Annotated in this window: 12 protein-coding genes and 1 pseudogene; 7 read left to right on the top strand and 6 right to left on the bottom strand. The window is 60.1% G+C overall.

The genetic code is table 11. The features are described from left to right. Positions 1 to 11: 11 nt before the first annotated feature. Positions 12 to 1,142, top strand: a complete 1,131-nt coding sequence (locus DLM86_RS14705; RefSeq protein WP_110840792.1) for a glycoside hydrolase family 88 protein — start codon at positions 12 to 14, stop codon at positions 1,140 to 1,142. A 53-nt stretch (positions 1,143 to 1,195) separates the two neighbouring features. Here DLM86_RS14705 and DLM86_RS14700 read toward each other — a convergent pair whose 3' ends face one another. The 5 genes from DLM86_RS14700 to DLM86_RS14680 form a co-directional block, all read right to left on the bottom strand. Next, complete coding sequence (locus tag DLM86_RS14700) at positions 1,196 to 1,942, bottom strand: ankyrin repeat domain-containing protein (protein ID WP_110840791.1); 747 nt, start codon at positions 1,940 to 1,942, stop codon at positions 1,196 to 1,198. Between the two features lie 219 nt (positions 1,943 to 2,161). Continuing rightward, entirely contained in the window at positions 2,162 to 3,589 is a 1,428-nt protein-coding gene (locus tag DLM86_RS14695; protein ID WP_110840790.1) for an extracellular solute-binding protein, read from the bottom strand. A gap of 19 nt (positions 3,590 to 3,608) precedes the next feature. Then, positions 3,609 to 5,126, bottom strand: coding sequence for an ABC transporter substrate-binding protein (locus tag DLM86_RS14690; RefSeq protein ID WP_110840789.1), 1,518 nt, complete (start codon positions 5,124 to 5,126; stop codon positions 3,609 to 3,611). Positions 5,127 to 5,153: 27 nt separating this feature from the next. Beyond that, positions 5,154 to 5,696, bottom strand: a complete 543-nt coding sequence (locus DLM86_RS14685; RefSeq protein ID WP_245954603.1) for an RNA polymerase sigma factor — start codon at positions 5,694 to 5,696, stop codon at positions 5,154 to 5,156. Between the two features lie 482 nt (positions 5,697 to 6,178). Then, complete coding sequence (locus DLM86_RS14680) at positions 6,179 to 6,607, bottom strand: Lrp/AsnC family transcriptional regulator (protein WP_110840788.1); 429 nt, start codon at positions 6,605 to 6,607, stop codon at positions 6,179 to 6,181. 129 nt (positions 6,608 to 6,736) lie between these two features. Here DLM86_RS14680 and DLM86_RS14675 point away from each other — a divergent pair. Next, positions 6,737 to 7,476: pseudogene (locus DLM86_RS14675) on the top strand (MBL fold metallo-hydrolase). Then, positions 7,473 to 7,922, top strand: coding sequence for a GNAT family N-acetyltransferase (locus tag DLM86_RS14670; RefSeq protein ID WP_110840787.1), 450 nt, complete (start codon positions 7,473 to 7,475; stop codon positions 7,920 to 7,922). The pseudogene DLM86_RS14675 and the gene DLM86_RS14670 overlap by 4 nt, the downstream one beginning before the upstream one ends. An 82-nt stretch (positions 7,923 to 8,004) precedes the next feature. On the opposite strand, the gene DLM86_RS14665 is transcribed toward DLM86_RS14670, so the two are convergent. Further along, on the bottom strand, positions 8,005 to 8,961 hold the full coding sequence (locus DLM86_RS14665) for a cation diffusion facilitator family transporter (RefSeq protein ID WP_110840786.1): 957 nt from the start codon (positions 8,959 to 8,961) through the stop codon (positions 8,005 to 8,007). Positions 8,962 to 9,363: 402 nt separating this feature from the next. On the opposite strand from DLM86_RS14665, the gene DLM86_RS14660 reads away from it, so the two are divergent. The 4 genes from DLM86_RS14660 to DLM86_RS14645 all read left to right on the top strand — a co-directional run bounded on the left by DLM86_RS14660 (position 9,364) and on the right by DLM86_RS14645 (position 14,011). After that, positions 9,364 to 9,783, top strand: coding sequence for a MarR family winged helix-turn-helix transcriptional regulator (locus DLM86_RS14660; protein ID WP_245954602.1), 420 nt, complete (start codon positions 9,364 to 9,366; stop codon positions 9,781 to 9,783). A gap of 46 nt (positions 9,784 to 9,829) precedes the next feature. Continuing rightward, positions 9,830 to 11,344: a DHA2 family efflux MFS transporter permease subunit gene (locus tag DLM86_RS14655; protein ID WP_110840784.1), complete on the top strand. Its 1,515-nt coding sequence runs from the start codon at positions 9,830 to 9,832 to the stop codon at positions 11,342 to 11,344. 188 nt (positions 11,345 to 11,532) lie between these two features. Then, positions 11,533 to 12,723, top strand: coding sequence for an AraC family transcriptional regulator (locus DLM86_RS14650; protein ID WP_110840783.1), 1,191 nt, complete (start codon positions 11,533 to 11,535; stop codon positions 12,721 to 12,723). A gap of 103 nt (positions 12,724 to 12,826) precedes the next feature. Beyond that, positions 12,827 to 14,011, top strand: a complete 1,185-nt coding sequence (locus DLM86_RS14645; RefSeq protein WP_110840782.1) for an ABC transporter substrate-binding protein — start codon at positions 12,827 to 12,829, stop codon at positions 14,009 to 14,011. Positions 14,012 to 14,055: the final 44 nt, after the last annotated feature.

Here is a 14,055-nt window from a genome sequence, read left to right as displayed (position 1 = left end):
AATGACGGACCATGTGGAAGCAAGCGATTGAAGACGCGGCCCGCAAGGCGGCCCGCAACATCGACAAGTACGGCGGGGACCAATTCCCGCACGTCAGCAGCGACGGCGGCATCAAGTACAATTTGAATCCGAATACGGATTGGACGGACGGCTTCTGGACCGGCATCCTGTGGCTGTGCTACGAGTATACGGGCGACACGAAGTTCCGCGACACGGCCCGTGCCAACGTGGAGAGCTTCCGCAAACGGCTCGAAGCGAAGACGAATCTCGATCACCACGACATCGGCTTCCTGTACTCGCTGTCTTCGAAGGCGCAATGGATGATCGAGAAGGACGAGGCGGCCCGCCAGCTGACGCTTCGGGCGGCCGACCACCTGCTTACCCGCTGGCGTCCGAAAAGCCGGATCATCCAGGCGTGGGGCCCGGAAGGGCACGAGCAGAACGGCGGGCGCATCATCATCGATTGCTTGATGAATTTGCCGCTCCTGTACTGGGCGTACGAGCAGACGGGCGACGAGAAGTACCGGGAGGTCGCGACGCTCCATGCGGACAAGAGCCGGCGGTTTCTCGTGCGCGGCGACGATTCGTCGTACCATACGTTCTACTTCGACCAGGAGACGGGCGACGCGATTCGCGGCGGCACGCATCAAGGCTACCGCGACGGCTCGACGTGGACGCGCGGACAAGCGTGGGGCGTCTACGGCTTCGCTCTGTCGTACCGGTATACGAAAAATCCGCTCTACCTCGACACGTCCAAGCGGCTGGCCCGCTACTTCCTGAGCCGTCTGCCGGAAGACGACGTCGCGTATTGGGACTTCGACGTGCCGGTCGAAGCGGGAACGTCCCGTGACAGCTCGGCGTCGGCGATTACGGCGTGCGGCATTCTCGAGCTGCTCGGTCACCTCGAGCCGAACGATCCGGCCCGCGCGGAGCTTGAGGACGGGCTGCGGCGCTCGATGAAGTCGCTCGTCGCGAACTATTCGACGATGAACGACGACGGCGTGGAAGGCTTGCTGAAGCACGGGTCGTATCACGTGCGCGGCGGCTTGTCGCCGGACGATTTCGTCATCTGGGGCGACTACTATTATCTCGAGGCGCTCATGCGGCTGGAGAAAGGGCATAAAGGCTACTGGTACGAGTGATCGACCGGGGAAGCATAGATAGAGAACGGGGGACCGCGCGAGCGGTCCCCTTTTTAACGGTTCGGCGAAGCGTTCGCAGCCTCGACCAGCTGGAGTACTTCTTCGCTTTTGTTCAAGTGCTTTGCCCACTCGAGGGGCGTGTAGCTTTCTTGGTTCGTTTTGGTCAAATCGATTTTCGGGTGACGGAGAAGAAGCTTCACGATGTTGAGGTCGTCGTCGTATTGGATTGCATCATGAAGAGGGACTACGAGTTCTCCGTCTTTTAGAACGGCTTCCTCATTCGGATCGGCACCCATCGTTAACAGATAGTCCACCCTTTCGGGACTGCGGCCCCCGATCGCAGCGATCAGCAAGGTTGCCCCATTCGATGTCTTGGCATGACGGTTCGTCCTCTTGTCTTCATAAAACGCCTTTAATAGGTCCGCCGTCCTCGCCAGAAAGAGGATCGGTTCGCCCCGATCCGTATCATTGGGGTCCGCTCCTTTGCTCAGCAGCTGCATCACCAGCTCTACATCTTCTTTTTGGTCGTACTTGTATTTATGGCGTTCGTTTAAAACGCTGGCCAGCGCCTGATTCAATTCGGCTTCCGTCTCCAGCGTCCCCATGAGCGCCCGAACCTGCTCGGTGTCATGTCGGGTTGCGGCCGCGAGCAGTCTTTCTCCCATACTCGGGCTTATCTCCTTTTCCTTTTCGTTCGTTTTCACCGCATCGTCGATTGGGAGACGTTCCTCTTTGTCGGAGCATGCGGCCGAAATCAAGACCAGAACGATAAGCAGCAGCAGGATCTTTGGTCCTCTCAACGTCAACACCCCCTTATTCGAGGTATATACTATATCTAGACTGTACAATCGGCGAAATGGTTTCCATTTACCAACAAAACTTGAAACGTTTCGGCGGATTCCGCTTCGCGACACTTTATCGTACAACGACTCGGCCCGTTCGCGTATAGAAAAAAACAACGCTTCGTTCACGGGGAACGAAGCGTTTTTTCGGCGTGCGCGGCGGCGGGGCGCCGTCCGTCATGGCGCCGCCTTCTTCTCGAGCCAAGCTTGGTCGAGCAGCGTCTGACCTTCCGTCTGGATCGTCTGCACCGCCTCCTCGATCGTCTTGCGGCCTTTGACGGCCTCGTCGATTTCGCGGATAACGAGCGTCTCGAACGGCTGGTAGAACGGGCCGGGCATAACGGCGTACGAGGATGCGTCCTGTTTTACGGGCTTCAGCATGTAGAACGGCTCCAGGCTGCGGCCGTCCTTCGTCTTGGCGAAGGCGGTCCGGGTCGGCAGCGCTTCGGACGTTTTTTGGCTCACTTTGGCGGCTTCGGTGCCGTTGAAGTACCGGACGACCTCCCAAGCCGTCTCCGGATGCTCCGCGTTGGCCGATACGGCGTAGACGATCGAAGGGGAAAAGTACCGCGTATAGTCCGGATTGGCCGGATCGACGGGAACGGTGACGATGTCCCAGTTCAGCCCGCTTTCGCCCCATTGCTTCATGCGGAACATTTGCTCCGGGGAGCTGACCGTCATCGCCGCCCGGTTCGAGCTGAACAGGTCCATCTGCTTCGTCTCGTCGGGGCCGTAGCTGATCGGTTTGCCGTCCTTGTAATAGTAATACAGGTTGCCGCTCTTGAAGCCTTCCAGCACTTGGCGGAACGCCTTTCTCCAAACGTCCGTGTCGATCGTCATCCGTTTCCCGTCTTCGCTTAGGAAGGCGGCGCCTTGCGTCGAGGCGACGTCGTTGACGAAATCGAACGGCGTCATATATTTCTCGTGAATGCCGTAGATGCGCTTGTCCGGGTCCGGATCAACGGGGAACCGCCGGGCGAGCGTCATGACGTCGTCCCACGACATCCGGTTCGTCGGGTACGGAACGCCGTATTTGTCGAACAAGTCTTTGTTATAATAGAGCGCATAGCTCGTAAATTCGGGTGCCAGGCCGAACAGCTTGCCTTCGGCGTTCGTCTTCAAGTGCTCGATCGCCGCCGGAGAAATGTTGTCCAGATCGAACTTCGATTTCTTCACGAACGGCTCGAGATCGAGCAGCAGCCCCTTGTCCGCCCATCTCTCGTAATCCGAGTATAAAATGAGCAGGTCCGGCTTCCGCTCGCGTATGAGCTTCTCGTATTCGTCCCAATAGTTGACGCCCGGGCGGTACAGGTCGGCCGTCGGGATGACCTCGACCTCGATATCGGGAAATTTGACGGCGAAATAATCGCCGAAATTATAATGGAACGACTGCTCGTCGCCGAACAGGACGCGCAGCACGCCTTTGGCCGGCTCGTCCGCCGGTTTGGGGCTGCAGCCGGCCAGCAGAACGGGGACGAGGAGGAGAACGGCGGCGATCGTGCCGATCGCCGTCCGTCCGCCCGCGCCCCGAGGGCGGTTCGCCCTTGTCATCCGTCTCCGGGCAACCGCACCGGTACCGGCTTTCGTCTCGCGGTCCAGCTTCATCTTGCGTTCTCCTTCCGATTTACGGTTTGTTCGCGGCGTTGGCCTTGTCGAGCGCCTGCTGCCCGCGCAGCTGGATGGCGTCGATGGCGTCGTCGACGCTTTTGGAGCCGGCCGCTGCCGCTTTGATCTCTTCGTCGACGACCGTCGTCAGCTCGCCGTACAGCTCGTTTGTCATCCTGCCGCCGACCAGGCCGGCCGTCGATCCGTCCGGCTTGAGCCGCGAGAAGGCTTCCAGGGAAGGGCCTTCCGTTTTGGAGACGAACGAGGCGAGGGAGCTCAAGACGTTCGAGTCGTACTGGATCGCGACTTTTTTGGCCATCGGCTCGCTGTGGATGTGCTTGATCATTTCCCAGGCGTCCCGGACGTTCGGGGAGCTTGCGGGAATGGCGTACACGCCTTCCATCGCGAAGGTGGACGAGACGTCCGGTCGGGCCGGATCGACCGGCTCCGTCACGATTTGCCAGTCGAAGTTCGCCAGGTTGTGCCGCTTCTTCGCCTGCACCAGGTCGTTCGCCAAGTTCGGCCGCGTCAGCATCATGGCCGCGTTGCCGGTCAGGAACGGGTTGCGCTTGTAATAATCGATGCCGGAAATGGTGCCGGTCCGCGGCGGCGTTTCGTACAGCCAGCCTTTGGAGACGCCGTCCGCCACGTACGTCCATATCGTCCGCCACGGCTCCGAGTTCGCCGTCATCCGGGTCGCATCGGCGTCCGTCAGGCCGAGTCCCGCCGTTCGGGCGGCCGAGTCCGCCGTCCCGAAGGGGGACGCGTAATCGTTGACGAACCCGTAGACGCGCTCGTCGCCCGTACCGCCGGCCGGAAATCGCCGGGCGAGCTGGAACAGCTCTTCCCAGCTCATCCGGTCTTGGGGATAAGGGACCCCGTACCGGTCGAACAGCGTCTTGTTGTAATACAGGGCGTTGACGGTATAATTCGGCGAAAGCCCGTACAGCTCGCCGCCTCCGCCGGCTTCGCGGATCGCCGACAAGACGCCGTCGCGATAGACGGTCCAATCGTAGTTGTCCTTAGCCGCGATCGAGTCGAGCGGGAGCAGCAGCCCCTTCGCCGCCAGCTTCGGGAAGACGTCCATCGGCAAGTAGACGACGTCGGGCTTTTCCTTCTCGATCATCGCTTCGTATTGGGCCGCCCGATCCTGACTCGGGTCGTAGGGGGGCGAATTGACCGTCTCGACGTCCATATTCGGGTACCGGATGACGAACGCTTGCCCGTAACGGCTCATGAACGACATGCCGTCGTACCATTGCACCTTGACGGAGCGTTCCGTGACCGCGTCGAACGGCTTGGGCGCCGTATCCGGCTTGAACAGGCCGAGGATCGGCTCCCGCTGGACGAACAGAACGGCCGAGGCGAGCAGCAGCGCGGCGGCGGCGGCCCACCATTTGCCCGGGATGCGTTTCGATGTCGCTTCCATCGCGATTCGTTCCTCCACGGATTGTTTTAATTTGGCCGGCACGCCTTTCGGGTTCAAAGGGAAATGCCGGAGTTCTTTTTCCCAGTCGAATCGTCTCGATCTCAACATGATCGCCTCCTTCGCTTGTCCGCATCGTCAATCGGTCAGTTGATCTTTCAACATGGCGGGCACCTTCGCCCTGGCCCGGTGAATCCGGGATTTGACGGTGCCTTGCGAAATGTTCAGCATGGAGGCGATTTCGGGAACGGTCAACTGATGGTGGGCGTACAGCAGCAGCGCTTCCCGCAGCTTCTCGGGCAAATCCATGACGGCTTTCCAAATATCGCCGTTCACCATCCGGCTCAGCACTTCTTTCTCCGTCGAGGAAGCCGTTTCCGTCCGGCGGATCGTCGCCATGAGGAGCACCCGGCGGGCCCATGCCGATTTGCGGTGGTCCTTGGCGACGTTGCGCGTGATCGCGAGCAGCCATGTCTTGACGCTCGATTCCCCGCGGAACGAGAACATGCTGCGGTATACCTTCAGGAAGACGTCCTGGAAAATGTCGTCGGCCTGATCGAAACGGCTCGTCAGGAAAAACGCGTAGTTCCATACGTCGTCGCCATAGCGCTCCATCAGGTCGGATAGGATGGCGTTTTTGTCCGTGCTGTCGGACAGCGTGCTTAAATAGTCCAAACCCACTTTTCGTTCACCTCTTCCATTGGACGACTCCTCGCTGCAAACCGTTCCCTAAACTTTTCACCGGAATGGGAAGGGAGCGTTCAAACGTATCCCGATTACTTTCCGGGACCCCCGAATACTTCTTCCGAAAGTGACGCGGATTGTTCGAAGCGTCGTCCGGGTATTATCAACTCGATTGGATATAATCCAATCGCGGAGCCTCGGGAGGAGGGACATTCGGCCGCCTATTGGATTTTATCCAATAGATAGTCTCGCGAGCGGGCCGAATGGGCGCGAACGGGGCCGTTCTATTGGATGATATCCAACAGATCTCCTCCCGAGGAGGCGAACGGCCCGAATCCATTGGACAAAATCCAATCGAGCGTGCCGCGCGCGTACGCGGCCCCACGAAGCAACCAGCATGCGTACGCCTGTCTCCGCATACCGGGCCTCCAAGTGTGCCCGCTACCCCGCCGCCCCCAAAAGAAAAAAGCCTCCGCGGCTCACTTCAATCGGCCGATCGAGAGGCTCAGCTTATAGTTGCCGAATCGCAGCAGCTCGTCGAGGAAGGCGGTCAGCCCGGCCGGCGTGCCGACGCGCACGCGCAGCCAGTAGCAGCCTTCGCCGCTGACGCGGTGCATCTCCTCGATGCGCTCGTCGTCGCGCACGAACGAATGGAACGCCGAGTGCGCCGTCCCCGACTTCATGAACACGGTGACGAAGGCGTGGACGGCGAGCCCGATCTTCTCCGGGTTCCACCGCACCGTGTAGCCTTCGATGATACCTAGGTCCTGCAGCTTCCGCACGCGGGCGCCGACCGCTTGTCCGGTCAAATGGACGAGCCCGCCGATTTCCTTGTGCGACCGGGTGGCGTCCTCCAGCAGCGCTTGCAAAATGCGAAGATCGACTTCGTCGATCGAGGTTACGTTCATCGGAGAAGATTCCTTTCAGCATGAAAATGAAAACGGCTATTTCGTTTCACGAAACCGTATCCGGCCCGATCGCCGATTTCCTATAATTGTAGCAGAACGACTATCCTTCCGGTAAGAGGTGCATAAAAGATGAAGCTTCAGCTGATCCGCCATGCGACGCTCGGCGTGGAATACGCGGGCGTCCGGTTTTTGATCGATCCGATGTGGAGCGAAGCGGGGGCGAACCCGCCGATCGCGAACACGGCGAACGACCGCCGCAATCCGCTCGTCCCGCTGCCCGCAGCGGCGAACGACTGGCTTCGGCCCGACGCCGCCATTGTGACGCATTTGCATCCCGACCATTGGGACGAGCCGGCGGCGCGGGCGCTGCCGAAGACGACCCCGATCCTGTGCCAGCCCGGGGACGAGGCCGCCTTCGCCGGGTTCGGGTCGGTCACCCCCGTCGGGGAACGCGCGGCGTTCCGCGGCGTTACGATTCATCGGACCGGAGGCCGGCACGGCACGGGCTTAATCGGCAAACGGATGGGCCGCGTATCCGGCTTCGTGTTCCGTGCCGACGGCGAGCCGACACTTTACGTCGCGGGCGACACCATCTGGTGCGACGAGGTGCGGCAGGCGCTCGACGCGTTCCGGCCGGACGTGACGGTCGTCAACGCGGGCGGCGCCCGGTTCGTCCTGGGGGCGCGATTACGATGGAGGCCGACGACGTCGTCGCTCTATGCCGGCATGCGCCGTATACGAAGGCGGTCGCCGTCCATATGGAGGCGATCAACCACTGCCTGCTCACCCGGGCGCAGCTGCGGGAGCGGCTCGCCGCGGAAGGGCTGGCGGATCGGGTAGCCGTTCCGGAGGACGGTGAAGAAGGATGACCGCCGCTCCCGCGAACGTGTTCGTTTCGACCGATCCGTCCTTGATCGACGAGACGTTTACGTACCGGTACTTGCACGAGCATATGTACTGGGCGAAATCGCTCGACCTCGACACGTTCCGGCGGGCCGTCCGCCATTCCGCCGTCGTGGCCGCCGCTTACGAGCCGACGGGAGAGGGCGGCAAGCCGAAGCAGGTCGCCTTCGCCCGGGTCGTATCGGACCGGGCGACCTTCGCTTACTTGACCGACGTCTTCGTCGTCCGGGAGTATCGCGGCAATGGCATCGCCGAACGCCTCGTCCGGGCGGTCGTCGACCATCCGGATTTGCAGCGGCTGCGTCGCTTCCTGCTCGTCACCGAGGACGCCGCGGGTCTGTACGGCCGATTCGGGTTCGAGCCGCTGCACGATGCGGCCCATTGGATGCAAAAGTTCGACGGCGGCCGCTAAAATACGCGCGTCAACGCCAAAAAAGGGAGCGGTTCCGCCCAAGCGGCCGTCCCTTTTTATTTGGCTTCCGTTCCGAATGCCGTTATCCGTTCCCCTTCAATCGTTCCTCTTCTTCCTTATGCCGCAAAAACTCTTTCCCGTACTCGCCGTGCGGATGGATCGTTGCGTGCTCCATCTGGATCGTCGAGTGCTCGATGCCGTACTTTCGCTTCAGCGTCTCGTTGATCGCGAGGATGATGCAGAACGGCTGAATCTTCTCGTCGATGAACACGTGAGCGGTAAGCGAGTAGTGGTCCGACGAAATGGCCCACAAATGCATTTCGTGCACGTCCTCGACCCCTTCGACGTCGGCGATGGAGCGGCGGATGTCGTCCAGATCGAACTTGGACGGCACCGATTCCATCAGGATCAGGTACGATTCCTTGACGATTTTCGCCCCGCCGGTGAAGATGATGCCGCCGATCACGACGCTGACGAGCGGATCGAACCAGCCCCAATCGGTGAAATAGATGACGATCGCCGAGACGATAACCCCGATCGAGCTGAGCAGATCGCCGATGAAATGCCACAGCGCGCTCTGGACGTTCAAATTTTCCTCTTCCTTCATGCTGCGGCTGAGCACGATCGTCAGCACGAGGTTGACGGCAAAGCCGATCGAGGCGATCGTCAGCATGAGGCCGAGGTCGATCTCCTCGGGGTGGAGAAACCGGCGTACGCCTTCATAAAAGATGCCGACGGAAATGATACAGAGCGCAAAGCCGTTCAAAAACGACGCGATGATCTCGAATCGCAGGTAGCCGAACGTAAACCGCGCGTCGGACGGCCGGGAAGCCAAGTAGATGGCGGTCATGCTCAGCCCGAGCGCGATGACGTCGGACACCATATGCGCGGAGTCGGACAGCAGCGCGAGCGAGTTGGACAGGAGGCCGCCGACGATTTCCACGACGGTAAAAAAGAACGTAAGCAATAGCGTAATCCACAGCGCACGCTTGGAGGTCGCCTGCTCCTTGACGTGGCGGAGATGATGGTAATCGTACATGAGAGTCACCCGCTTTCCGTTGAAAGGACGATGGAAATGTCGTCCGTGTACCTTATTATACACGGCGGTTCGTTAAATACAATACTTATTTATAATAATTCTAAATAAGCGAGAATGGTAATCGTTATCAGCGCCGAGGCCGCACATTCAACGGACGGAAGGTGGGTAAAGTAAGGAAAAGACCGATTCCGTGAAGGACGTTATGGCGTAAACGTTCGGAAACCGGCGGCAAAACGGATACATCGCCCGGCCATGTGAGCCATATCGCCCCATATCGAGCCAGACGGCGTTTGACGCGCCGTCTTCGTTCTTCTAAACTGTCTAATAGTTTAGTGCTAAAATGTTTACGGCTGAACGAAAGCGTAAGGGGGCGGATCGGGAGCAATGCCGGAAAATACCCGAATGCTGGAGCTAACCGCATTGTTCAAAAATTTGGTGCGCAAAATATCGCACGAATGGAACAAACGGATGGAAGACGGCATGTCGATCAGCCAATTCCGCACGCTCTACATTTTGAATTCCCGCGGCCCGCAAAAAACGGCGGAGCTTGCGGAGACGCTCGGCGTCACGTCCGGCGCGATTACGGGCTTGGCCGACAAGCTCATCGCGAAAGGGATGCTGGAGCGGGAGCGGAGCGAGGAAGACCGGAGAGTCGTCTATTTGCGCATGACGGACAAAGGCAAGGAGACGCTGGACCGGCTGCTCGATACGCAGCGGGAGGCGATCGCGCTGTTTTTCAAACCGCTGGCCGAGGAAGATATCGAACATTTGCGGCGCATCTTCATGCTTATGCTGAACGGTGCGGACCAAACGGACGATTGAAGCCGGCGATAATCCGATTTTGCACCGGGAGAGAGGATAACGAAATATGGATCAAGCGATTTCCGCAATTAAACGGGGACCGATCGTCGCGTCCCTGCTCATCGGCGCGTTCGTCGCCATTTTGAGCCAAACGCTTCTGAACGTGGCGCTGCCGAGCATGATGAAGGATCTCGGCATCGGCCCGAATACGATTCAATGGCTGGCTACCGGCTACATGCTCGTCAACGGCGTATTGATTCCGATCAGCGCCTATTTGATCGACCGCTTCACGACAAGACAGCTGTTCAACGTCGCCGTCGGGCTGTTCACGGTCGGCACCGTCATATGCGCGTTGGCCCCGAGCTTTCCCGTCGTTTTGACGGGGCGGCTCGTGCAGGCGGCCGGAGCGGGCATCATGATGCCGCTCATGTCGATCGTCTTCCTGACGATATTCCCGATCGAGCAGCGGGGTAAGGCGATGGGGATGATGGGGCTCGCCATGATCTTCGCGCCGGCGGTCGGGCCGACGCTGTCCGGCTGGGTCGTCGAGCACCATTCGTGGCGGGTGCTGTTCTACATCGTGCTGCCGATTTCGCTGTTCGCGCTCGTCTACGGCAGCTTCGCGATGAAGAACGTTACGCGCAATTCCAAGCCGAAGCTCGATACGCTCGGCGTCATCTTGTCCACGCTCGGCTTCGGCGGCCTGCTGTACGGGTTTAGCGACGCCGGCAACGACGGATGGGGCAGTGCCCGCGTGCTGACGAGCATCGCTGTCGGAGTCGTCGCGCTCCTGCTGTTCATATGGCGGGAATTCAAAGCGGAGAAGCCGATCTTGGAGTTCCGCGTGTTCCGCTTCAGCATGTTCTCGCTGACGACGGTCATCAACGTCATCATAACGATGGCGATGTTCTCGGCGATGATCCTGCTGCCGATTTACTTGCAGAACATTCGCGGATTCACGCCGCTCGAATCGGGCCTGCTGCTGCTGCCGGGCGCGATTCTGATGGGCATCATGTCGCCGATTACCGGCATCATTTTCGATAAAATCGGAGCGCGCTGGCTCGCCGTCATCGGCCTGACCATCACGGCGATTACGACGTACGAGTTCAGCAAGCTGACCGTGGATACGACGTATACGCATATGATTTTCATGTACACGCTGCGGATGTTCGGGATGTCGATGCTGATGATGCCGATTCAGACGGCCGGCATGAACCAGCTGCCGCCGCGGCTCAACCCGCACGGCTCGGCGATGTCCCAGACGCTGCGGAACGTGGCCGGCGCGCTCGGCACCGCGCTCCTCGTGACGATCATGTCGAACCAGGCGACCGCACGGACGAAAGAGCTGGTCGCAGCCGGTCACGTCAATCCGGCGGATCAAGCGAAAATGCACGAGGTAGTGAACCAGGCGACGGTCTACGGCATCAATTACGCGTTCGTCGTGGCGACCTGGATGACCGTGGCCGCGCTCGTGCTCGCCTTCTTCATCAAAAAAGTGAAGTACGAGGAGCCGAACCGGGCGGCCGGAGACAGGCGGCCGAGCGCGGGAGCGGCGGAGCCGGTTCCGAGTCCGGCGAAATAACCGAATATGCCCGCGTTTCCGAGAAGCGCCGACCGAAGAGGTCGGCGCTTTTTCCGTTACGGTCGAAGGAACGACAGCCGCGCTTGAGGCGTATTCCAGCCGCCTCCTATTGTGGCAGCGCTTTCAATCGTGTATGTTATTTATGGACAATTTTTGGACATCCCAACATCAGGAGGAGACATCGCACGATGAAGCTCGATTCGGCGCAAGCGGTATTTTCCCATTTGCTCGTCTCCGGCACGCTCGTTCACGAAGGAAGCTTCGCCGAGCTGCAGCGTGCGCTCGGCATCGAAGTCCGGCCGCAGGTGGCGATGGCGCTCTCGATCGACCGATATCCGGACTTGGCGCTCGGTCAGCCCTTCTCGTGGCGGATGGAAATCGGGCAGCAGCTCGTCGAGGCGATTCGCGAGGCGATCCGGGTGCCGTACGTCTGGGTATGGGCGGCCGAAGGGGTGCTGTGCGTCCTGCTGGAGCTGCAGGGGGACAGCTCCGGCTACAAGACGGAGGCGGTCCGGATCGCCCGCGACGTCCAGAAGCGGACCGACGCGCGCGGCTTCGCCGTCTCGGCCGGCATCGGCGCCTACTACGACAACCCGTACATGCTCCATTACTCGTTCGAGGAAGCGAAGGAATCGATGGTCGATCGGTTTTTTCAGGGCAACCGGATCATTTTCGTCTACGAGCGCGGGAAGAAGAGCGGCCTGCAGCAGCCTTGGAAAAAGGCGGTGATGCCCGAGGAGCGGGCCGAGCTGCTCGCGCGCGTCCGCATCGGCGACGAGGAAGGCTCCGTCGCGCATCTGAAAATATTGCTGGAGCGGCTCGCCCAGTCGTACAAGCACAGCGTCGACATGTTCAAGTCGGAGGCGTATGACCTCGTCCTTTCGCTGTCGCGGACGGTGCTCGATCTGGGGGGAGACGCGGCGGTCATCCTGTCGGAAAACGCGAGAGTGCTGCAAGACTTGAGCGGCACGATCCGCTACGACAAGTTCGTGCTCAAAGTGTGCGACTACTGGCGCAAGCTGGCGAAGCAGGCCGCCTCGATGCACGGCGAGCGGTCGTCGCCGGCGATCCGTTCGGCGATCGCCTATATCAAGGAACATCTCGGCGAGAAGATGACGCTCGACCAGATCGCACAATATTGTCATTTGAGCTTGTCTCATTTTTCCCATTTATTCAAAAAAGAAACCGGCATGAGCTTCGTCGACTTCGTCAACAAGCTCCGGATCGAAAAATCGCTGCACTACTTGGAAACAAGCGAGCTGACCATTCAGGAAATCGCCGGGCGCGTCGGATTTCCGGACGCGAACTATTTCGCGCGGAAGTTCAAGGCGTACATGAACGCGACGCCGAACGAATACCGGACCGCAAAATTGTGCTAGAGGATCACAAGTTCGGCTAGAGGCAAGGCCGCGCTTTTCCGGTATGATGGGTTCATGAAAGCGGATTCATTAACGAGCATCCAACACGAGAGGGGCATACAAGATGAGAAAAATGTCCATGGTCGCGGCCGGCCTGCTGTCGGCATCCCTTTTCCTTTCGGCCTGCGGCAGCGGTGCGGGCGGCAGCGCGTCCCCAGCTTCGGGCAAAAATGAAGGCGCTTCCGCGAAGCCGGCGGAGACGATCAAAATCGGCTGGTTCGGTCCGCTCACCGGAGCGACGGCGACCGACGGCACGCACAGCCGCGACGCCGCCCTGCTGGCGGTCGAGCAGTTCAACAAGGCCGGAGGCTTGAACGGCGCCAAGGTCGAGCTCGTAGCCGAGGACGATCAAGGCAAGCCGGAGGAAGCGCTCAAGGCGGTGCAAAAGCTCGTGAGCAACGACAAGGTCGTCGCGATGGTCGGAGGGGCGTACAGCGGACCGACGAAGACGGCGGCGGCGAAAATCCAGGAGCTGAAGGTGCCGATGGTGATCGCGTACGCGGTGCATCCCGAGGCGACCAAGGCCGGCGATTACGTCAACCGGGTTATTTACGCCGGACCGATCCAAGGCAAGGCGATGGCCGACTACGCCGTCAACGACTTGAAGAAGAAGAACGTCGCCGTCCTGTACGTCGACATCGACTACGGCAAGACGATCTACGGCGCCTTCAAGGAAGAAGCGGAGAAGCTCGGCGCCAAGGTGGCGATCGAACGCCCGTTCAAGATGGGGGACAAAGATTTCAGCTCCATCCTGACCGCGGTCAAAGCGGCGAACCCGGACGCGCTGTACGTGGTCGGCTACTACAACGAAGCGGCGGCGATCGTCAAGCAGGCGAGAGAGACGGGCATCCAGGCGCAGCTGCTCGGCGTGGACGGCTTCGATTCGCCGAAATATTTGGAGCTCGGCAAGACGAATACGGAAGGCTCGACGTTCACGACGTCGTTCTATACGTCGGACACCCGTCCGGTCGTGCAAAGCTTCGTCAAAGCGTGGCAGGACAAGTACAAGGGCGAGCCGGACATGCTGTCGTCGCAAAGCTACGACGCGGCGACGGTCGTGCTGGAGGCGCTCAAGAAAGTCGGGGCGGACCGGGAGAAGCTGAAGCAGGCGATCAACGAGACGAAGGAGTTGGACGGCACGTCCGGCAAAATCACGTTCGGCAAAGACCACGAGGTCATCAAGCCGGTCGTCTTCATGACCGTCAAGGACGGCAAGTTCCAATTCGTCAAGGCGAAAACGTACAACTGAACCGGCATCGGGGAGCGGGCAGGCGCAAGCGGAGGAGGATTCGA

It is taken from the genome of Paenibacillus flagellatus (assembly GCF_003217775.1).
GTDB lineage: Bacteria > Bacillota > Bacilli > Paenibacillales > NBRC-103111 > Paenibacillus_AB > Paenibacillus_AB flagellatus.
The sequence above is the reverse complement of the archived record's forward strand: the minus strand, read 5'-3'. Positions and strand labels throughout refer to the sequence as shown.